We start from the raw sequence: 20067 nt of genomic DNA, 5'->3' as shown, positions 1-20067 counted from the left end.
ATTTTTATGAAAAGGAGATTTATAGTTTATGGAATTTTGGGTTGGTGTATGGAAATAGCATGGACTGGTTTAGGATCTTTTCTTAAAGGAGATTTAAGACTTTTATCTATTACCTATCTCTGGATGTTTCCTATATATGGTATGGCAGTTTTCCTTGAACCCCTGCACAATAGAATTAGGAAATGGCCGGTTATTTTGAGAGGAGCTGTATATATGGTTGTTATTTTTGATGTTGAATATATATCCGGAGGTTTACTAAAACTACTGCTGGGGACTTGCCCTTGGGATTATAGTAAATGCGTTCACTCAATTAATGGGCTTATAAGATTGGATTTTATTCCAGTTTGGTTTACAGTTGGACTTTTGTTTGAAAAAGTTCATGATATGCTATTAAGGTGCAAGCTTGTAATAAAATAAAACTACAAAAAGCATAAATAGGCTATAATATAGATTACAGTCTATTTATGCTTTTTTATTTAAGTGTATATATTGACATTATATATATAATCCCATATACTATATATAGATAATTGTCTATATAAGGAGGCGAATTTATGGATTTAGATTATGAACTATATGCAAAAATATTTAAGGCACTATCAGATAAAAATAGATTAAAAATTATTGATATACTATCATGTGGAGAAAAATGTGCCTGTGATTTACTAGAATATTTTGACTTTACACAGCCTACGCTATCTCATCACATGAAAGTACTTACAGATTGTAATCTTGTTAAGTGTAGAAAAGATGGACTGTGGAGTTACTATTCATTAGATAAAAATAATGCAGACAAATTGGCATTATTCTTAATGAACATTATAACACATACAGAAGATTGCATTTGCGGCAAAGAAAGTAGAAACTGCTGCAAAACAGAAAGTGAAAAATAGAGAAATTATAAATGGAGGTATATATGAAAGGTAAATTATCTGTGCTTGACCGTTATCTAACTTTATGGATATTTATTGCTATGTTTTTAGGAATTTTTTTAGGATGGGTAGCACCACAAATGTCAGAGGCATTATCCAGCTTATCTATAGGTACTACATCAATCCCCATAGCTATTGGACTTATTGTAATGATGTATCCACCTCTTGCTAAAGTGAATTATAAAGAGCTTGGAAAAGTATTTAAAAATCCTAAAGTATTAGGTCTGTCACTTGTTCAAAATTGGATTATAGGACCTATACTAATGTTTGCACTTGCAGTAATATTTTTGCATTCTTATCCACCATATATGACAGGACTTATACTCATTGGAATTGCAAGGTGTATTGCAATGGTTATAATATGGAATAGTTTGGCAGATGGAGATACAGAGTATGCAGCTGCACTTGTAGCCTTCAACTCTATATTTCAGGTTATATTTTATTCTCTATATGCCTATATATTTATAACTGTGCTTCCAACTTGGTTTGGACTTACAGGTTATGGTATAGATATTTCTATGGGAAAGATTGCTTCATCTGTTGCAGTTTATCTTGGAATTCCATTTGCACTTGGAATATTGTCAAGATTTATCTTAGAACCTAAAATGGGAACTGAATGGTATACTAAAAAATTCATTCCTAAAATAAGTCCACTAGCTTTAATTGCATTATTATTTACTATTGTTGTAATGTTCACATTTAAAGGGAAGTATATTATAGAATTGCCTTTAGATGTTATAAAAATTGCTATACCACTTGTAATCTATTTTGTAGTCATGTTTTCAATTTCATTTTTTATAAGTTATAAGTCAAATATAGATTATAAAAAGACAGCAACACTTTCATTTACTGCTGCAAGTAATAACTTTGAACTTGCAATAGCTGTAGCAGTAGCCGTATTTGGCATAGAGTCAAAAGAAGCATTTACAGCAGTAATAGGACCTTTAATTGAAGTTCCTGTAATGATATCGCTTGTAAATGTAGCTCTTCACTGGAGAAAAAAATATTTTTTACCAAAAGAATAAGGAAACTCAATTTAGGAGGATTAAAATGAAACCAAAGGTAGCTTTTATATGTGTCCACAATTCCTGTAGATCACAGATGGCTGAGGCAATAGGAAGATTATATGGAAATGATGTTTTTTCTTCATACTCAGCTGGAACTGAAGTTAAATCTGAAATAAATAAAGATGCAATTAAAACAATTAAAAATCTCTACAATGTTGATATAAGTGAAACTCAACATGTAAAATTAATTGATGACCTACCAGAAATTGATATAGTAGTAAAGATGGGTTGTAATGTAATGTGTCCATTTTTGCCATCTAAATACGAAGAGGATTGGGGACTTGAAGATCCTACTGGAAAAGGTGAAGAAGCATTTATTAAAACAGCTAAAACAATTGAGGCAAAAATTAAGGACTTAGTAGAAAAGATAAAAAATAACCAAATTAAGCTATAAAAATAAAGCATGTCAAAGTGTTTTGGCGTGCTTTATTTTTAATGGAAATATATTAAATTCTTAGGCGAGATTTTGAATATATATAGCATAATCTCTTAAAATTAGGACGAGTTGCAGAATCGAGTAAATAGGCAGATTCATTTGCACCAGCTATTCTAACGCTGTTTAGCTTGGATATAATTTCATCTCCTGTCTTAATACCAATTCCATGACCATAAAACAATTTACTTCTCATAAAAATTACATTTTCTCCTTGCCATTGAGGAGTCATTGGATTTACATCAGGATTTTTAAAATATCTGCAATCTCCGGGAATAAGATCTTCTACATAGTCTGTAGTGTCAAGTCCTAAATTTTCATCTACATAGTGCCAGTTCATAAGATATATTTTTGGAAAAGTATCGTTAAATGTTTTTTCTCCAAGGGAGTCAAGACATGCCTTATAATATACAATTACAATAGCTGTTGCACATTCTGTACCATAGAGTTCTCCATTTTTATATATGTCATTTATGGCATTTGATGGAAGTGCATCTGATTTTAATAAAAATCCACCTTGCTTTGTTCTCTCCCAAAACATTGTATTGCATTTTGATTTTCTAAATATTTTAAAATTAAAATTACTTTTGTAAAGATCTAGTGAAGCTTGTACAGTGTTTTTTCTAAAAAACAATTCAAACCTTAGATCCTCTTCAGAGCTATAAGTGTAATTTTCAGAACTTTTATATAAAATTTCAAGTATATTTCTCTCTATACTTTTTATGTTATATAAATTTAATATAGAGTTTATATTTACTTTGTTACCATCAATTCTAATCATTGCACTCCACCTACTTTAGCTATTTTTATCTGATCTTCTAAATTACAGTTTATCCATATACTCCACAAATATATATTTTTATGATGGAGCCTAAATGAAAAGTTAGACAGCAGTATTTTGGTGGCCTCATCTAGCCTCTTGAATTCTTCAAGTAATTTATATTCTTTCTCAGAAGGGGGAATTAATGCATGTCCTGTGTCACAGCAGATGTCCTTGCATAAATATTTTCCTTCACAAACTACTTTATAAGGATTTGGATTTGAGCATTGCTGAAAGCTTTCACCTGTAAATTTTAGAAAATGGCTATTTTCCTCCATCCACAGTAAAAAGGCATTGTATTTTTCATTTCCATTTGATTTATCTGATAGATCTGGTATAAAATTCAGTAGTTTTGAGGCTATTTCCACATCTTCCTTATCAGAGGACAGCAATTTTTCGCCTATAATCATCAAACTTTGAGGATCGGCAGCTTGAGAAAATGCCCATACCATATCATGGACAAGCCTTTTATTCTTACATCTTTTAAATATTGTATCGGCCATAAGTGGAAGTATGGTTTTATCCTTATATGTCATTACAAGAATTGCAGATGCAATGTCCATGACTCTGTCATATTCATCATTTATTCCGTCACTTTCAAGTCCAGATTCAAGCATCCACTTTAGTGTAGAGTGAATTAGGTGAACATAATCAAAGTGGCTTTGCTTCTTTATAGGGCTATCATGTTTTCCCATGAGAATTTCATTTGTAATAGATAGAGCGGCTTTATTTCTTTCATTTAATTTGTCAAATAATTTACTTTTAAGAATTTCATTTTTTAATATAAAGAGAGTGGGAAACTGAAGTTGTTCATTATTTATGAAATTTAAAGATGTCTTAGAGCTCTTCCTATATAATTGTTTAAAAAAATTCTTCAATTCGCTAATTCCTCTATCACGCCTTACATTGTCTAAAAAACTTGAATTGTTTTTAGTTTTGTAGTTCATGGATATTTGATATCTCCTTATAAATTTATGAGATTTTAAAATTCTATTTTTATCTTATACTCCTTAAGCCATGTGTTAACTTCAATTAAATAGGCAAGAAGCTGAGGTCCTCTCATAAGTTGGCCAAACCAAGGAGCTTTAAATGATGAACCACCTGTATCCACAAGCTTTTTTACAGCTTTTTGATCTATAAGATCCAAAAGGGGAGAGGTTTTATCTTTCATTATTTTTCTCATCTGTTTTTGCACATTTTTTGTGTACTCTGGATTGTGAGTTTTAGGGTAAGGACTCTTTTTCCTTTCCAGGATTTCATCAGGAAGTATTCCCTTGAGAGCTTTTCTTAGAAGACCTTTTTCCCTTCCTTTGTAGAACTTTATTTCAGATGGTATATTAAAAGCATATTCAACAAGTCTGTAATCTGCAAATGGAACTCTTGCCTCTAAGCTGTTTGCCATACTCATTCTATCCTTTCTAGTTAAAAGGGTAATCATAAACCACTTTATATTAAGGTAGAAAAGTTCTCTCATTCTGTATTCAGACTTTGATTCTCCATCTAGGTGGGGAACTTGTTTTAAAGTGTCTTGATACTGTGAATTCAGGTATCCTTCAAGGTCTAATTTTTTTAAGTCAGGAGATAGTATTTCCTTTCTTGAGTTTATCGATTTAGACCAAGGAAATGTATTTGCATTTATGTCTTCTTCTCGTCTATACCATGGATATCCGCCAAATATTTCGTCTGCACATTCACCTGAAAGTACAACTGTATTTTTCTTTCTTATTTCTCTGAAAAATAAATAGAAGGAAGAGTCTATGTCTGCCATTGCTGGAAGATCACCTGCTATAACTGAATCATAAAGTGCATCTGCAAGTTCATTGTTATCATTTATTATGCTGTGATGATTGCTGTTTATGAATTTTGACATTTTAAGTGCCCATACCCTATCTGGAGTAGGTTCAAAGGAATTTGCCTTAAAGTACTTATCATTGTCTTTATAATCAATTGAGTAAGTGTTTAAAATTTTTCCCTGCTTTTTAAATTCAGAAGCTGCTACAGCAGATATTGCACTGGAGTCAAGCCCTCCTGAGAGAAGTGAGCATACTGGTACATCTGCAACAAGCTGTCTTTTTATAGCATCTGAAAGGAGAAATTTTACATGCTCTGCAGTTGTATCTACATCTTCATTGTGAACTCTACATCTTGGTTTCCAGTATTCTACAAGTTTTGCTCCATCTCTTGTATAGATAAGATAATTTGCAGGAGGAACTTCCCGAATTCCTTTAAACACACCACTTCCAAGAGCTCTTGCAGGTCCAAGGGCGAATACTTCTGTAAGTCCCTGTCTGTCAATTATAGGCTCTACAAAAGGGTGAGCAAGTAGAGTTTTTATTTCCGAACCAAAAATTAAAGAATTATTTTTTATTGTATAGAAAAGAGGTTTTACGCCAAGGGGATCTCTTGCCATAAATAACTCTTTTTTATCTTCATTCCATATAGCAAAAGCGTATATTCCATTTATGTGTTTTACACAATCTTTTCCCCAGTGAATATATGTTGTAAGTAATACTTCAGTATCTGAGTAGGAGTCAAAGTGATATCCTAAATCTTTAAGTTCTTGTCTTAAATCCTCTGTATTATAAAGCTCTCCATTGTATACAATTATAAATTTTTTAGCATTCATACTCTTTGACATAGGTTGAGCACCACCTGAAGGATCTACAACTATAAGTCTTCTATGACCTAGAAGTGCATTTTTTGAAAGATAATGACCTTCATCGTCTGGACCTCTCTTTTTTAATGTATTTGTCATATTTATTATTACATCTCTGTTTTTAGAAATGTCTTCTTTTAAATTAATCCATCCCGCAATTCCACACATAAATGTTACCTCCAAATAAATAATAGTGTTAATAATTATAATTTATGATTTAAAAAATGTATATGTGCATAATATGGTTAATTACTAAACAAAATATGAGTGTAGATTTAAAAAAACATATTTTATGTAAAAAAATTTAGGTGGTGAACTACTTGTATGAAGAAGAAATTTAGAATTATTGCATTTATCTTATTTTTCATATCTATTATGGGAATATCAACTGCATTTTCAAAAGAATTGTCTGAACCCAATAATGAAAATGCAGGTATAAGTATGACCGTAGATTCTAAGAGAAATGGGAAAATGCCAAAGAGATTTAGAAAGGCATCTGACAAAATAGAAACTACTGAAAAAACTCCAAATTTAACAGGACTATCCGATTTAAAAGAATCAGGAAGTGCCCAATTTACTCCTGGAAATATAGATATGGTGAAAAAGGCAATAGGGAGTAAAAATATAGTAGTAGTTGATTTGAGGCAAGAATCTCATGGATTTATAAATGGATGGGCAGTTAGCTGGAAAAAGGATGGTAAAAACAAGGCGAACAAGGGACTTACAAAAAGTCAGGTGTTAAAAACAGAGGAAGAACTGCTTAAATCTATAAAGCTAAATGAGCCAATAGAAATAAAAGGTAAAACAATAGTTCCAACTGAAGTCCAAGATGAAAAACAACTTGTAACAAAATATGATATGAAATATGTGAGGATACCAGTTACAGATAACGAAAGACCTGATGACGATATGGTGGATTACTTTGTAAATATGGTAAAGACTTTGCCAGAGGACACATGGTTTCACTTCCACTGTAAAGCAGGAATAGGAAGAACCACAACTTTTATGGCAATGTATGATATGATGAAAAATGCTAAAAAGGTAAGTCTTGAAGATATAATGGAAAGGCAGACACTTATAGGAGGAAAGGAAATTTTAAAACCTGAGAATGGTAAAAAGGGCAATTCACAGAGAAGATCAGATTTTTTAAGAAATTTCTATGAATATGCAAAACAAAACAATGACAATTTTGAAACTAGCTGGTCAAAGTGGCTTAAATCAAAGTAATTTAATTATTAAAAAAATCGGTGATATCCATATAATTTGAATACCACCGAATCTTTTAATTTATATTGAACTTATAATGCGTAGGGTTTACAATTAAATTGATTACTTGTTTAAAATATCATTTATCTTTTTCTCTAATTCAGCCACCTTTTTATATAGAGTAATTTGTCTTTTTATAAGGTTCTTTTCTGAAAGAGCAGTCATCAGCTGATCTTGTGCATGAATTACGAGAAAGTTTGGAGTTTCATTATCCATTTGTCCTTGAATAAGTAGATTTTGGTAGTCATGGCCTTTGTAAAATTCTTCATCTGCTTCTTCAAGGCATTTTTTTGCAAGCTCAAAATTACCTTCTTCAGCTGCATCTAGTGCATCATAAGCTTTTCCTCTTGCATTTCCTCCATGCAAAACTAAATTAAATATTATTTTTTCTAGATCCATTTTATCTTCAGCTGTAGTATCTTTTTCCATGCCATATATTCCTCCTTAAAATATTGTTGTATTTGTTAGTGCATATATTTTCTACATGTGATTAGTTAGCACCATTTAATTGTGCTTCTCTTTCAGCCTTTTTTTCATTTTCTACTAATTCTTTTTCATAGCTCTTAAAGAATGGATAGTATATTAATCCTGCAACTATTAAGTTTACAAGTTGAAGTACAGCACCTTGCCAATATCCACCGGTTGCAATAAGTCCTCCAAAGAAAACAGGAACGGTAAATGGTGGCTGGAATACTATTCTAGGAACTATCTGAGTTGCAAAAGCTATATAGTTTATAGTTACAGTAACTGCTGGTGCAAGTATAAATGGTATAAACATTCTAGGGTTAAGTACAAGTGGTGCACCAAATATTATTGGTTCATTTATATTAAATACAGCAGGTATCAATTCTATCTTTCCTAAACTCTTAAGTTGTTTTGAAGCGGAGAATAGGAACATTATAGTAAGTGGCCATGTTATACCAGACCCACCTATGTGAGTGAACATGTGGAAGAATGGTTCGCAAACTATTCCAGGAAGTGGAGCACCTGCTTTAAGTGCTGCGTCATTTGCAGCAAGTTGAGCCATCCAGAATGGATATGCAACAGAGGAAACTACGTTCATTCCATGTATTCCAAGTGACCATAAAAGCATCATCAATATTATCTCTGCAAGTGCGGCAGGATAAGTATCAGAAACTGCAACAAGTGGTTTAAACAATTCAAGAACTAATTGAGGAACTGTAATTTGAAGGTTTGCCCAAACTATCCATTCAACAGCCCATGAAAGTGTGATCATTACAAAAAAAGGAACTAGTGCACTAAATGTTCTTACTACATAAGGTGGAACTCCAGCAGGCATCTTAATTACAAGGCCTTTTTTAGTAAATAGTTTTGTTACTACTGTACATATAATACCTAAGATTATTGCTATGAATAATCCTTGACCACCTAAATAGTCTAGAATTTTTCCAAATTCCACCTTTGTAATATCAGTTGCAGGGAAACATACTATAAGAAAACATACAAGTGCAAGTAAACCGCAGAGTGCCTCATCCATGTCCCATCTAGAAGCTAAGCTGTAAGCTGTACCAAAAGCAACTGCAACTGCCATAATACCAAAACTCAAATTAAATGCTATTAAAATCTGATTTTGTATTGGCATAATTGCATTGTTCCAAGCAGTTATTATGCCCCATCCAAGTGCTACAGGTGGATTTGCAATAATCAAGAATACTGCACCACTTATAATAAGCGGAAGTGCAAAGATACAAAATGCATCACGAATAGATTGGAGATAGATGTTTTGAGCAGCTTTTGCAAGTATTGGCATGAGCTTCTCTTCCATCCACTTCATAAAACGGTTTTCTTTCATTTTAGAAATTCCTCCTTGTTATATTAAATTTTATATTTAAATTGGTTTTCAAATTTTAGAAAACCAATTTAAAGTCATTTTAAAGGTGGGTTTCTATTACATCTTTCCTGCCTTTTTTGCAAGGTCTATTATTTGGTCTAATACTTTTCCACCATTCATAAGTGCAAAAGCTTGCATATTTACAATTTCAACAGGGATGTTGTATTTGCTTGCACATTGTTCAACTTCTTTTTTCAAATGTCTTACTTGTGGCTCAAGCAGTGCTACAGAATAATTTTCAGCCTTTTTTTTGAATTCACCTGTACCACCAGCATCCACATGTATATCTAGATTTCTATCTTTTGCTGCCTCATTAACTGCCTTTGCAAGAGAGCTTGATGTTGCACCCCAACTACATAATATAATTGCATTCATTATAATTACCTCCTATTTTTTAATAATTTTTTTCTATTGGATTCTTTAATAGATTTATCTAAATTTGTTTGATAAACCATAAGCATTCTTTTAAAAAATCTCTGTGCTATAAATAAAACTACAATATAGAAGAAACCAAACATAAAAAGTTTTATTGAAGAAGCTATTTGTCCACTAATTAATAATTTTCCAGCAGGTACTATCCATATAAGACTAAGTGCTGTGAAAAATACTATCATTGGTTTTTTAGAACTATAAAGTAAGTTGGCATTTTTGCTGGATTCAGAAATATAAAGTAAGTTGTTATTTTTTGAAGACATTAAAACACCTCCTAGTCATTTAATCATTTTTACAATTTTTGAATATAGCTTTTTAAATAGTGCATCTTTTATTAAATCTCTACATTCTGTAATGTCTTTTGAATTGCTCAAATTTGTGATAAAATCAGGTTCACTTATAATTGAAGCGGATATATCACCTATTATTTCAACACTTTCTTTAACTTTGTTTGGAGCAATCATCAAAAATGTAGTATGCACTTTTTCTTTTTTATCCATTAAGTTTATAAGTTCTATGGGATTTTTTAACTTGCCAACACATACAACAGGTTCTTTTATGTGATTGCTTGTACAATGGTATATTGCAAATCCCTTTGTAGGAAGTACTATTGTACTTAGTTTATCCCTGTCTTTTAAAATTTTCTTTATTCTTTCTGATTCAGCTCTTGTAATAAGTTTATTGTTTATAATTTCATTTAGAAGTAGTTGAATAAGATTATTTACATCTCTAGTCAAAATATCCACTAAAAAAGTATTCTTTACAATCATATTCACTTGAATGCCATAGTTTATTATTGTATTTAACTCCTTAAAGGTTTCCTTAGAAGGGGAGGAAGTTTTATATAGTGGCTTCATTGATAATTTAATATTTAAGTTTTTCTCAAGTATTTCAATATCCTTCTCTGTAAATAGAGGATTTATAAGTATTACCTTTACATCAGTCCTCTCTATTGGAATTGTTGATATTATTATGTCGATTTTATGTTTTTTAAGCATTTCATCAATTTTGAACATGGAGCAGGTGTCAACTACATTTAGTTGTTCTACATTTCTAAGCTTTTCAGATAACATCCTTGATACTCCAATTCCATTTGAGCATACCAAAAGCACGTTTAGTACAGTGAGTTTTTCAGATTTGTCCTTCATTCTCTCAATGGAAGCTGCAAAGTGCATTGTAATGTAACCTACTTCATCATCGCTTACTTTAACATCTAAAAGTTTTCTCAAAATTTCAAGAGATTTGTTACACTTTTTAAATATATCTCCATATTCTTTTTTTATATCGTCTATTAATGGATTCCTTATTTTATATCCTGATTTCAATCTGTACAATGAATATAGTAGGTGCATTGTCAAATCCTTTTTAAGTATGTTATCGCTTTCAAAATCTATATTGAAAACAAAGGAAGCTTCCTTTATTACCTGTTCAGTAATAGTATTAAGATACTTTTCATTTAAGTTTAAACTGAGGCTTCCAACATGTACACCTTGAAGCTGTATAGTCATATAACCTATTTCTTCTTCAGGAATATCTATATCTATTTCCTCTTCTACATATCCTGCAATGAGTTTTGCTATCTTGTATTCATCTGTATTTTTTAAATTTTTCAAAGTAGAGGAGTCTAAGCTTACCTTATCATTGTTTTGTAGTCTTTTTATGGCTATTGCAAGATGAATTGAAAGTTCTATATACAGCCTGTCTTCTATTTCATAGTTAATATTTTTTTCAATCTTTTCAAGAATTCTTTCAATTATTAGTATAGTATCATAATCGATTACATTAAAAAGTTTCAAAACTGAAGTATCCATCTTTATATTGTAGTTGTTACCTAAATTGTTGTCATACTTTTTCATTGTATTTATAAGCTGATCTATATTGCAGTTTTTATAAAGAATATCCGCAATAGCATGTCTTATGCTCTTTTCATCTGATTCAATATAAACTCCAACTCCAGGCTTTGAAATAAGTTCTATATTCTTTAAGGAAAACCATTTTTTTATGTCCTTTAAATAGTTACTTATAGTTGCAGTGGAAAGGTGAAATTTGTTTGCAAAATATTGCAGTTTTATAGGTCCCTTTTCCTGAAGTAGTTTTGCTATAATTAACTTTTTTTTTGATTCAGCTTCAAGAGATGAAGTAAAACATGGTAGAGATAACTTTAAGTTTAGTATCTCATCTTTTTTTCCTTCAAAGCTTAGTCCATCTGGTGTATTTATAATTTTAACTGAAAAACTACTTATAGAGTTATTTATTGCTTCTATTTCTCTGTAAATTGTCCTTGTACTTACATTATAAATTTTAGCGAAATCTTTAACTTTCATCTGTTTTGTATCTTGTAGCACATAATTTAGTATGTCCATCTGTCTTAAAGTTAAATTTACCATTTAAATCACCTAGTTGATAATGTATAACAAATATGTTTATATATTTCAATTATGTTTTGAACTGTATTTATTACACTATTATTATATAACTTGAAATCATTATAATTCAACTAAAACATGATTATATGTTGTCAAAATGCAATTGACATAGAATTAATATTTGTAATTTTGTGCCACAATTTTAAGAATATAACCTTGGAAATCTAATGATTTTGTTGTAATATAAATTGAATAGACTACATTTACGCAAATTTACTCAAAATGAGGTGAAAATATGAATGATATTGCAGGAACTGGCTGCGACATACTTGTGCCTTTTAGTGAGAGATTACCTTTAAGGGATATAGAACACAGTATTACAAAGACCTATAAAAAAACACTATGGTCTAAGTTTGTAAGGGCAATAAATGACTTTGAAATGATAAAAGAAGGAGATAAGGTTGCAGTTGCAGTTTCAGGGGGAAAAGACAGTATTGTAATGGCAAAGTTATTCCAGGAATTAAAGAAACACTGGAAAGTAAAATTTGATTTGGAATTCATATCAATGGATCCAGGATACCATGAAAGTATAAGAAAACTTCTTATAGATAATTGCAATTACTTAAACATACCAATAAAAATATATAATTCTGACATATTTAAAGTTACAAATACTATAGCAAAGGACTATCCTTGCTACATGTGTGCCAGAATGAGAAGGGGTTTTTTGTATAGCAAGGCGAAGGAACTTGGATGTAACAAACTTGCACTAGGTCATCACTTTAATGATGTTATAGAAACTACACTTTTAAACATGCTATATTCTGGCAGCTTTAAAACTATGCTTCCGAAGCTTAAATCTCAGAACTTTGAAAACATTGAGCTTATAAGGCCACTTTATTATATAGAGGAGTCACATATTAAAAATTTCATACAAAAAAGCGGTATATGGCCTTTAAATTGTGCGTGTATGGTATCTGCAAAGAAAATAGGTAATAAACGCTATGAAATAAAGGACTTAATAGAAAAAATGAAGAAAAATTTTAATGGAGTTGATAAGTCTATATTTCATGCAGCTCAAAATGTAAACATGGATTCCATACTTGGCTGGACAAAGGACGGAGAAAAACATTCCTTTATGGAAGATTACGATATTTAAAGTAATTAAAACAGTTTAAGGAGATGTGGACTTGAAAATATGGGGAAAACTTTTAAAGAAAAATAAAATAGTGAAAGACAAAGTTGTATCTATTGAAGAAGGGGAAAATTATCAGGAAGCTTTGAAAAAGTGTATACTTGATATATGTAGGGAATTTGACATAGAAAGACCTTACTGGCTTCCTACAAATGTAGATGAGTACAATAAAAGAAGAAAAACTTCATTTACATCTGAAAACTTTATAGATAGTTTTGACTATGATAAATTTGTTATAGAGGAAATTTTAAAAAAGGACTAAAACCAATTTGGCTTTAGTCTTTTTGAATATAAAAATTTACTTTTCATCAAATATGCTAACGAATTTTATTGAATAGATATCTGCAAGTTCATTTGAATTTGTTTCCTCATTTCTCAGTATAATATAGCTTATACCAACATCTTTTAGTATACCAGTACGATCTTGCAGTGTACCTGTTCCAAGAAGAAAAGTTACTCTTACCTTTTTACCTATTTGAGTTTTTAAGTATCCCTGAGTATAGTTAATGTCTTGACTTACAGGTGATCCAGGGGCCATTTCAAAATCACTGCCTCCAGTTGACATACCTGTTGTTCCAGTAGAACTTGGAGTACCAGCAGGCCTTTGCCTCATAGAGTTTTTGTCTATTTCTACCCTATCTTCATTGTCTTCACTATCTATGTTGTTATCTGTAGTAGTTTCGTTATCCTCTTCATCGTCATCTTCATAATCATCTACTCTAGGCATTGAAATATCTCCCATTGATGGATAGCCTGGCATTACAGGAACTCCTCTTGGAATCATTGGAATTTCACCAAAATAATCTGGATAGCTTGAAATCATAAATTAAATACCTCCATAAAATTAATTTTCTAAATATATTCTTTATATTTTTAAGTGCTTGCATAAAGTTCTGTAGGATTGTAAAAACAGTGATTGATTACTTTAACCTGAAAATTACCTACTCCATTGTAGGGAAAGATGTATGGGCAAGGAGCATAGGGGTTGAAGTACCATAGAGAGTAACCTATATCAAAGAGTCTGTTTCCTGCAAGAGCCCAATCTGCTATATCGTAGTGTATTTGTTCTGGTGGGTTTGACCAGATATTTTGAGGGTTTGGGACTCCGCCTATAGTAGAGCGCATACAGTCAAATTGCCCTTTTTGATAGAGCACTTTTCTAAGGTCACCTTCACCTATTCTGTGATACTCTCCATAGGGAACTCTGACTCTGTTCATAATTACAGTGGCAACAGATTTCATTCCAATATCGCCTTCACCACCTGCCTCACATTTTATAATTCTTGCCAGAAGTTCTCTATCTGAAAAAGACATATATTTTCACCCCGTGAAATATTAGTACAATACCAGTTTATTTATATATCAATAAAAAGTTACACTTATTTATAAATATGGATCTATTCTTAATTTATATATAACTGAGGAACAATTTATATATAAATACAATTGTATTAAAAAACTTGTAATATAAGGTATGAAAATAGATACTAATGTTATATAATATTATTGTCTGTACAGGGTGTGCAGTCTAAAATCACAAGAGGAAAGAGGGGTACACATTTTATGATTAAAAGCAAAAGATATTTAATACTTGCAGCATTGACATTTGTGCTTACTTTTGGATTTAATAGTATAAAAGCTCAGGCTGCACCGAGCGTTACAAGAATAGATGGAGGAAGTGCAGGAAGAATAGGTACAGCAAATGAACTTGCAAAAAAGCAATTTTCAACTGCGAAAAATGTAGTTCTTGTATATGGCTATAACTATGCAGATGCAGTAAGTGCTACTCCACTTGCAAAACAACTTGACGCACCAATACTTATAACTAAAGGAGATAAACTTGAAGATGAAGTTTTAGATACTATAAAGAGTTTAAAAGCAGAGAACATATATATAGTAGGTGGAACAGGGGTTGTGTCAAGTGATATTGAAACAAGCCTTAGTAAAGATTATCATGTAGAGCGAATAGCAAGTTATACTGATTCAAAAGGAAATGTAGATACAACTAGAACAGGAACAAATGCCGCAGTTGCAAAGAAAGTTCTTTCAATGAGTGGGCAGAAAACTGCAATGCTTGTATATGGCTATAACTATCCAGATGCACTTTCAGTTGCAGCAATTGCAGCACAAAAGGGATATCCTGTATTATTTGCAAATACTACAGGAATAAGTCAATCTGTAAAAGATGTAGCTAGTGGACTTACAATATATGCTGTAGGAGGAGATGCAGTACTTCCACCATCAGTTGTAAGTTCTATAGGAGGAGAAAAGATAACGGGAAATACAAAGGATCGTTATGATACAAATACTGCAGTGCTTGACTACTTTAGAAATCATGGAGGACTTGACTTTGATAAAGTATATGTAGCTGTTGGAGGAAGAAATGACCTTGAATTTGCAGATGCACTTGTAGCTTCAGCTGCAGCAGCAAATGAATCAGCACCACTTTTGCTTTCAGGTTCTGATGTTAATGATGCAACACAGAGGGCGAGAAATTATCTTCTAAGTATAAATCCTAGTCCAGAAATTATAATAGTAGGTGGAACTGGAGCAATATCAAGTGAAGTTGAAGAATTTTTTCAAAATGATGATCCTTTTGGCGTAATTAGTATAGACTAGAAAAAAATTTGATAAATTTAAAATAATTTTGAAACATTTTCTATAGGTGGTACGTCTAATAAATGTAGACTAATAAATAGCAATGATTTTTCTAATTTATAAGATGTTTAAAAAAATTTAACATAATGAAAAAAATTTGAGAAAAAAAGAAGGATTTTTTTAACTCTTGTAGAATAGTATATCAATGCGTCAATTATAAATGACCAATATAAAGGCAAACAGACGTTTACAATTTAATTATTCTTCTGATATATTTATAGAAATTGGAATATAGTTATGCTATAATAATCAGTAGAAATTGCATTAATTATGCAGGTAGTGTACATTTATGAATATAGTTTAAAATTTTGAACAATTACTAGAATGTGAAATTTATCTGTGATACAATAATGTCTGTTTTGCAAATGCCGTCATTTATTTTGGACAGGTATTCTAAATTAAGTATATATTTAAAATAAAATATATATATATATTAAAAATTAAAAAGAATTTTAATTAAAGTTCACTTAAATTCGAGGAGGGTAAATACAATTATGAGCAAGAAATCAACTAAAGCACTTGCAAGTGCTACGCTTATGTCATTAGTTTTGACCACAGCATTGACATCAGGACCAGTTAACGCAGCAGCAGGTTCTGTAACAAGAACTGGTGGGGCAGATAGATACGAAACAGCAGCAAATGTTGCAAAGGCAAACTGGACAACTAGTGACGATGTTATATTAGTAAATGGATTAAGTTATGCAGATTCAGTAAGTGCATCAACATTAGCTAAAAAATTGAATGCACCAATACTTCTTACAGAAGCTGATTCACTTAATGATTCAGCAAAGAGTGCAATAGAACAATTACAACCAAAGAATATTTATATTGTTGGTGGAACTGGAGCAGTTTCACAGGCAGTTGAAGATGCATTATCAGATTATAATGTAGAAAGACTTGCCGGAGTAAATAGATATGCTACAAACCTTGCAGTAGCAAACAAATTAGTTGATCTTGGAGTAAGCAAGGACAACATGATGGTTGTAACAGGACAGGCATATTCAGATGCATTATCAGCAGCACCAGTTGCAGCAGCAAAAGATGAAATCCTTCTTCTTTCAACTAACGACACTACTGTAATGAAGCCTACTTATGACTTTGCAAAAGATGCAAATGTTACAGTAATTGGTACTACAAATAGTGTAGATGCCCAAACATATACTAACCTTAAAGCAGATAGCAGAGTAGATGGCGGAGCTGATAGATTCGCTACAAACTTAAAAATATTAAAGGCATTCAGTGATGACTTAAACACTGATTCAATTTATATGGCAACTGCAAAACCAAATGCAAGCGGAGCAGACGATACTGCATTTGCAGATGCATTAGTAGCTTCAGCAGTAGCTGGAAAGAACGGTTCACCACTTGTACTTCTTAATGGAGAGTCAACTCAAACTGATAATGCTATAAGCTACATTAAGTCAATAGCAGATACATCAACAGATCTTCAGGTAATAGGTGGAACTGGAGCAGTTTCAGATGCAGTTGTTGATAAAATAAACGATGCAGTTAACCCTGAAACAAATAATGCAGATCCAGAAGTTTCATCAATAAGCGCTAAAAGCTTAAATCAGATAAAAGTTGTATTCAACCAAGAAGTTGATTCAGATACAGCTGAAGATGTAACTAACTACAAAGTTGATGGAACAGAACTTACAGATAATGAAGGAAAAGATAGTGACGCAGTAGCATCACTTCAAGATGACAATAAGACTGTTATAATAACTCTTGCAGACAAACAAGATCAAAATTCTGATGTTGATGTAGAGGTTAAAAAGGGAATACTTACAGCAGATAAATCAGATACAGTTCCTGAATTTACACAGACTGTAACTTTTGAAGATACTACAGCACCTACAGTTGATTCAGTATCAGTTAGAGGAAATAACAAAATTGATATTGTATTTTCAGAAGCTGTAAAAGCACAAGGTGATAATGAAAAAGCTGCACTTAAAGATATAGTATCCAAGCTTAAGATAAATGATAAGAACTTATCATCATTTGGAATTGACTATACAACTGAAGATGGAACTGAGGATGGAAGCCTTTCTTATTCAGCATTAGATGATGCTGTTAAAGCAAGTGACGGTAAATATTATTATACAGATGAAGTAGAATTGTATTTTGATGATGATCTTCCAACAGGAGATAATACATTAAAACTTACAAATGCTGATAATGATACACTTTCAGATGCTGCAGGATTCCCAATTGCAGATACAACTGAAGACTTCACAGTAGATACACTTACAAGCACACCTGAAATTACAAGTATAACAGCTGAAGACAGTGGAAAAGTTTATATAAACTTTGACAGACCAATGGATGCAAAGACTGCTAAAAAGAAAGATAATTTTGAAATAAATGGTACCTTTGTTAGTGAAATAAATGGATCAGATGTATCTCTTGAAGAAGGTGATACTCAAGTTAAAATAACTGGTGTAAGTTCATTATTAAATAAGAACTCAAATAAAATATATATAGATGATAGTGTAAAAGATGCTTATGGAAACAATGTAGCTGATGATACTTATGAATCATTTACACTTGAGGAAGACACTACTAAACCTGAAGTAACTCAAGTATATGCTCTTGATGAGGATACTATAAGAGTAAGATTTAGCAAAGATGTAGATACAGATTATGCAACTGATAAGTCTAACTATACATTAAAAGATTCAGATGGTACTGATATAACAGATACTGATATAGATAATTTTACTATACCAGGTGGTTCATTAGATGATGACACAGTAAATGTAGTTGATATTAATTTAAAGAATGATTTAACAGATTCTACTTATACTATTACAATAAAAAATATTCAGGACGTAGCAAAAACTCCAAATGTAATGGATGATTACACTACTACATTTGATGGATCAGATGAAGTAAGTGGAAAAGTAAAAGGAGTTTATGCAATTTCTCCAACTAAGGAAAACGAACATGGCAAAATTGTATTTCTATTCAACAAGGAAATGGATTCAAGTACATTAACTGATACAGATAACTATGAATATGTAAATGGAAAAGGCGATACAAAGACTCTTCCAAGTGATGCAGACATTACAGTAAATGGTGACAACAAGAGTGTAACAATTGATTTAAAAGATACATCATTATATAATACTGATACAGATAGTAATGGTAATAAAATTTCTAGTGAAAATGTAATAACAAAAATATATGCAACTGGTGTTAAAGATGAAGATGGAAATTCATTGAGCACTGGAAACAATGGTGGAATACTTCAGAAAGGTATCGATCCAGACGTAGCAGCTAAGGTTAAGGAAAATTCAGTAAGAGTTTACTATGATGATGATGACTTAAAAGTAGATTTAAGCTTTGATAAGCCAATTGATGAGGATAGCGTAGACAAAACTCAATTTACTATATTAGATAGTAATGGAAAAGAATTAGAATATGGTAGTGGTGATGCAAAGGCTACTGTCAATCCAACTACAGTTAGTGTTGATGGTTCAGACGTAACACTTACATTTGCTGCTGATACATCGGTTGATAGTGATGGTAAGAAAGTTACATCAGATGATAAGACTGATCCAGCTACATTGATTAATACAATTAAGGCAGAGGGAAATAATGCTAAATTAGAAGTTAGTGACCTTAAAGATGTATTGGGTAATTCAGTAAATGATAGTGCTGAAATTTATTCATATGATGCTGCACCAAGATTAATTGCTGATAAAGATGATGATGTTGTTAGCAATTGGAGTGCTTCTTATAATGGCACTGAAGCTGATGTTACAGTTGCATTTGATACTCCAATTTCTCAAGATGGACTTAAAGCTTCAGACTTTAAGTTTAGTATAGATGGAGCTTCAGTAAATGCTACAAAGGCAGTTGCTAGTGGAAATAGTGTTGTATTTAAGTTTACAGGTAATGATTTAAATGACTTTAAAGATGCAGTATATAATGCAACTAAAAATAAAGATGGTAGTGTAAATAGTAGTGTAAATATAAGTGTTAAACCTGTTGATGGAACTTTAAGTATTTCAACAGTAAAAGATAATGCAGGCAATCATGCTTACTATAAACCTTCAGATGATGATTTGAAGACTATGTATGTAATATTAGATGCAGATAATGTAGCTAATATTAATAATTCTTATCTGTTAGCAGATTTTGGTACAATAGCAATAGCAGATCCTGTTAACAATCCTACTGATGGAACATTCACTGTTGCTAAGGATGCAGTAAAAGTTAGCGATATTAATGATTTAGGAGCAAATGTAACAGAAACTGTAACAAATGAAGATGGTAGTACTAGTACTCAAGATAAGACAACAGGATATCTTGCTGATGGAGATACAGTTACATTAAACGGAGTAACTTATACAGTTAAAATAGCAGAATAATACAAGATAAAAAT

Annotated in this window: 19 protein-coding genes; 9 read left to right on the top strand and 10 right to left on the bottom strand. The window is 31.6% G+C overall.

The genetic code is table 11. From position 1 onward, the window contains the following. The first annotated feature begins 6 nt into the window (after positions 1-6). The 4 genes from H2684_RS08350 (at position 7) to H2684_RS08335 (ending at position 2393) form a co-directional block, all read left to right on the top strand. A complete protein-coding gene (locus H2684_RS08350; protein WP_182088947.1) occupies positions 7-417 on the top strand; it encodes a hypothetical protein in 411 nt (136 codons plus the stop codon). 137 nt (positions 418-554) lie between these two features. Next, a complete protein-coding gene (locus H2684_RS08345) occupies positions 555-893 on the top strand; it encodes a metalloregulator ArsR/SmtB family transcription factor (RefSeq protein ID WP_182088946.1) in 339 nt (112 codons plus the stop codon). Between the two features lie 23 nt (positions 894-916). Further along, entirely contained in the window at positions 917-1957 is a 1041-nt protein-coding gene (arsB, locus tag H2684_RS08340) for an ACR3 family arsenite efflux transporter (RefSeq protein WP_182088945.1), read from the top strand. A 25-nt stretch (positions 1958-1982) separates the two neighbouring features. Continuing rightward, positions 1983-2393 (top strand): arsenate reductase ArsC, encoded by a 411-nt coding sequence (locus tag H2684_RS08335; RefSeq protein ID WP_182088944.1) that lies wholly within the window; start codon positions 1983-1985, stop codon positions 2391-2393. A 52-nt stretch (positions 2394-2445) separates the two neighbouring features. Here the strand turns inward: H2684_RS08335 and H2684_RS08330 are convergent, their stop codons facing one another. The 3 genes from H2684_RS08330 to asnB are packed head-to-tail and all read right to left on the bottom strand — an operon-like array spanning position 2446 to position 6076. Beyond that, positions 2446-3213 (bottom strand): protein-glutamine gamma-glutamyltransferase, encoded by a 768-nt coding sequence (locus tag H2684_RS08330; RefSeq protein WP_182088943.1) that lies wholly within the window; start codon positions 3211-3213, stop codon positions 2446-2448. Then, positions 3210-4199 (bottom strand): hypothetical protein, encoded by a 990-nt coding sequence (locus H2684_RS08325; protein WP_182088942.1) that lies wholly within the window; start codon positions 4197-4199, stop codon positions 3210-3212. The genes H2684_RS08330 and H2684_RS08325 overlap by 4 nt, the downstream gene beginning before the upstream one ends. A 35-nt stretch (positions 4200-4234) precedes the next feature. Then, complete coding sequence (asnB, locus tag H2684_RS08320; protein ID WP_182088941.1) at positions 4235-6076, bottom strand: asparagine synthase (glutamine-hydrolyzing); 1842 nt, start codon at positions 6074-6076, stop codon at positions 4235-4237. A gap of 156 nt (positions 6077-6232) precedes the next feature. Between asnB and H2684_RS08315 the strand changes: the two genes are divergently transcribed. Continuing rightward, positions 6233-7135: a dual specificity protein phosphatase family protein gene (locus tag H2684_RS08315; protein WP_182088940.1), complete on the top strand. Its 903-nt coding sequence runs from the start codon at positions 6233-6235 to the stop codon at positions 7133-7135. A 102-nt stretch (positions 7136-7237) separates the two neighbouring features. On the opposite strand, the gene H2684_RS08310 is transcribed toward H2684_RS08315, so the two are convergent. The 5 genes from H2684_RS08310 to H2684_RS08290 all read right to left on the bottom strand — a co-directional run bounded on the left by H2684_RS08310 (position 7238) and on the right by H2684_RS08290 (position 11845). After that, positions 7238-7603 carry a PTS lactose/cellobiose transporter subunit IIA gene (locus H2684_RS08310; RefSeq protein ID WP_243159303.1) on the bottom strand — a complete coding sequence of 122 codons (366 nt, stop codon included), beginning with the start codon at positions 7601-7603 and terminating at the stop codon, positions 7238-7240. 61 nt (positions 7604-7664) lie between these two features. Then, positions 7665-8987: a PTS transporter subunit EIIC gene (locus tag H2684_RS08305; protein WP_182088939.1), complete on the bottom strand. Its 1323-nt coding sequence runs from the start codon at positions 8985-8987 to the stop codon at positions 7665-7667. 96 nt (positions 8988-9083) lie between these two features. Next, positions 9084-9401, bottom strand: a complete 318-nt coding sequence (locus tag H2684_RS08300) for a PTS sugar transporter subunit IIB (protein ID WP_207719423.1) — start codon at positions 9399-9401, stop codon at positions 9084-9086. A 5-nt stretch (positions 9402-9406) separates the two neighbouring features. Further along, positions 9407-9721, bottom strand: coding sequence for a hypothetical protein (locus H2684_RS08295; RefSeq protein ID WP_182088938.1), 315 nt, complete (start codon positions 9719-9721; stop codon positions 9407-9409). Between the two features lie 15 nt (positions 9722-9736). Further along, on the bottom strand, positions 9737-11845 hold the full coding sequence (locus tag H2684_RS08290) for a BglG family transcription antiterminator (protein WP_182088937.1): 2109 nt from the start codon (positions 11843-11845) through the stop codon (positions 9737-9739). A gap of 274 nt (positions 11846-12119) precedes the next feature. On the opposite strand from H2684_RS08290, the gene H2684_RS08285 reads away from it, so the two are divergent. Both H2684_RS08285 and H2684_RS08280 read left to right on the top strand, forming a co-directional pair. Continuing rightward, the gene (locus H2684_RS08285; protein WP_182088936.1) at positions 12120-12983 is read left to right on the top strand and encodes an ATP-binding protein; all 864 of its coding nucleotides are present in this window, start codon (positions 12120-12122) and stop codon (positions 12981-12983) included. 25 nt (positions 12984-13008) lie between these two features. Continuing rightward, on the top strand, positions 13009-13281 hold the full coding sequence (locus tag H2684_RS08280; RefSeq protein ID WP_347707538.1) for a hypothetical protein: 273 nt from the start codon (positions 13009-13011) through the stop codon (positions 13279-13281). A gap of 36 nt (positions 13282-13317) precedes the next feature. On the opposite strand, the gene H2684_RS08275 is transcribed toward H2684_RS08280, so the two are convergent. Together H2684_RS08275 and H2684_RS08270 are read right to left on the bottom strand one after the other, a co-directional pair. After that, positions 13318-13842 carry a hypothetical protein gene (locus H2684_RS08275; protein ID WP_182088934.1) on the bottom strand — a complete coding sequence of 175 codons (525 nt, stop codon included), beginning with the start codon at positions 13840-13842 and terminating at the stop codon, positions 13318-13320. A 50-nt stretch (positions 13843-13892) separates the two neighbouring features. Beyond that, complete coding sequence (locus H2684_RS08270; RefSeq protein WP_182088933.1) at positions 13893-14333, bottom strand: cell wall hydrolase; 441 nt, start codon at positions 14331-14333, stop codon at positions 13893-13895. Between the two features lie 249 nt (positions 14334-14582). Here H2684_RS08270 and H2684_RS08265 point away from each other — a divergent pair, with 249 nt between their 5' ends. Both H2684_RS08265 and H2684_RS08260 read left to right on the top strand, forming a co-directional pair. Beyond that, entirely contained in the window at positions 14583-15638 is a 1056-nt protein-coding gene (locus tag H2684_RS08265; protein WP_182088932.1) for a cell wall-binding repeat-containing protein, read from the top strand. Positions 15639-16171: 533 nt separating this feature from the next. Next, positions 16172-20053 (top strand): cell wall-binding repeat-containing protein, encoded by a 3882-nt coding sequence (locus tag H2684_RS08260; RefSeq protein WP_182088931.1) that lies wholly within the window; start codon positions 16172-16174, stop codon positions 20051-20053. Positions 20054-20067: the final 14 nt, after the last annotated feature.

Origin of the sequence: Clostridium sp. cel8, assembly GCF_014050525.1 — a bacterium.
Classification (GTDB): Bacteria; Bacillota; Clostridia; order Clostridiales; family Clostridiaceae; genus Clostridium_B.
This window is presented reverse-complemented; position numbering and strand designations above follow the sequence as displayed.

Excerpts from the sequence above, each read along its gene's own strand:
- H2684_RS08300 (WP_207719423.1), bottom strand. The coding sequence starts at position 9,401 with ATGAATGCAATTATATTATGTAGTTGGGGTGCAACATCAAGCTCTCTT.
- H2684_RS08275 (WP_182088934.1), bottom strand. The coding sequence starts at position 13,842 with ATGATTTCAAGCTATCCAGATTATTTTGGTGAAATTCCAATGATTCCA.
- asnB (WP_182088941.1), bottom strand. The coding sequence starts at position 6,076 with ATGTGTGGAATTGCGGGATGGATTAATTTAAAAGAAGACATTTCTAAA.
- H2684_RS08345 (WP_182088946.1), top strand. The coding sequence starts at position 555 with ATGGATTTAGATTATGAACTATATGCAAAAATATTTAAGGCACTATCA.
- H2684_RS08330 (WP_182088943.1), bottom strand. The coding sequence starts at position 3,213 with ATGATTAGAATTGATGGTAACAAAGTAAATATAAACTCTATATTAAAT.
- H2684_RS08270 (WP_182088933.1), bottom strand. The coding sequence starts at position 14,333 with ATGTCTTTTTCAGATAGAGAACTTCTGGCAAGAATTATAAAATGTGAG.
- arsB (WP_182088945.1), top strand. The coding sequence starts at position 917 with ATGAAAGGTAAATTATCTGTGCTTGACCGTTATCTAACTTTATGGATA.
- H2684_RS08305 (WP_182088939.1), bottom strand. The coding sequence starts at position 8,987 with ATGAAAGAAAACCGTTTTATGAAGTGGATGGAAGAGAAGCTCATGCCA.
- H2684_RS08295 (WP_182088938.1), bottom strand. The coding sequence starts at position 9,721 with ATGTCTTCAAAAAATAACAACTTACTTTATATTTCTGAATCCAGCAAA.
- H2684_RS08315 (WP_182088940.1), top strand. The coding sequence starts at position 6,233 with ATGAAGAAGAAATTTAGAATTATTGCATTTATCTTATTTTTCATATCT.
- H2684_RS08265 (WP_182088932.1), top strand. The coding sequence starts at position 14,583 with ATGATTAAAAGCAAAAGATATTTAATACTTGCAGCATTGACATTTGTG.
- H2684_RS08310 (WP_243159303.1), bottom strand. The coding sequence starts at position 7,603 with ATGGAAAAAGATACTACAGCTGAAGATAAAATGGATCTAGAAAAAATA.
- H2684_RS08290 (WP_182088937.1), bottom strand. The coding sequence starts at position 11,845 with ATGGTAAATTTAACTTTAAGACAGATGGACATACTAAATTATGTGCTA.
- H2684_RS08350 (WP_182088947.1), top strand. The coding sequence starts at position 7 with ATGAAAAGGAGATTTATAGTTTATGGAATTTTGGGTTGGTGTATGGAA.
- H2684_RS08285 (WP_182088936.1), top strand. The coding sequence starts at position 12,120 with ATGAATGATATTGCAGGAACTGGCTGCGACATACTTGTGCCTTTTAGT.
- H2684_RS08325 (WP_182088942.1), bottom strand. The coding sequence starts at position 4,199 with ATGAACTACAAAACTAAAAACAATTCAAGTTTTTTAGACAATGTAAGG.
- H2684_RS08260 (WP_182088931.1), top strand. The coding sequence starts at position 16,172 with ATGAGCAAGAAATCAACTAAAGCACTTGCAAGTGCTACGCTTATGTCA.
- H2684_RS08335 (WP_182088944.1), top strand. The coding sequence starts at position 1,983 with ATGAAACCAAAGGTAGCTTTTATATGTGTCCACAATTCCTGTAGATCA.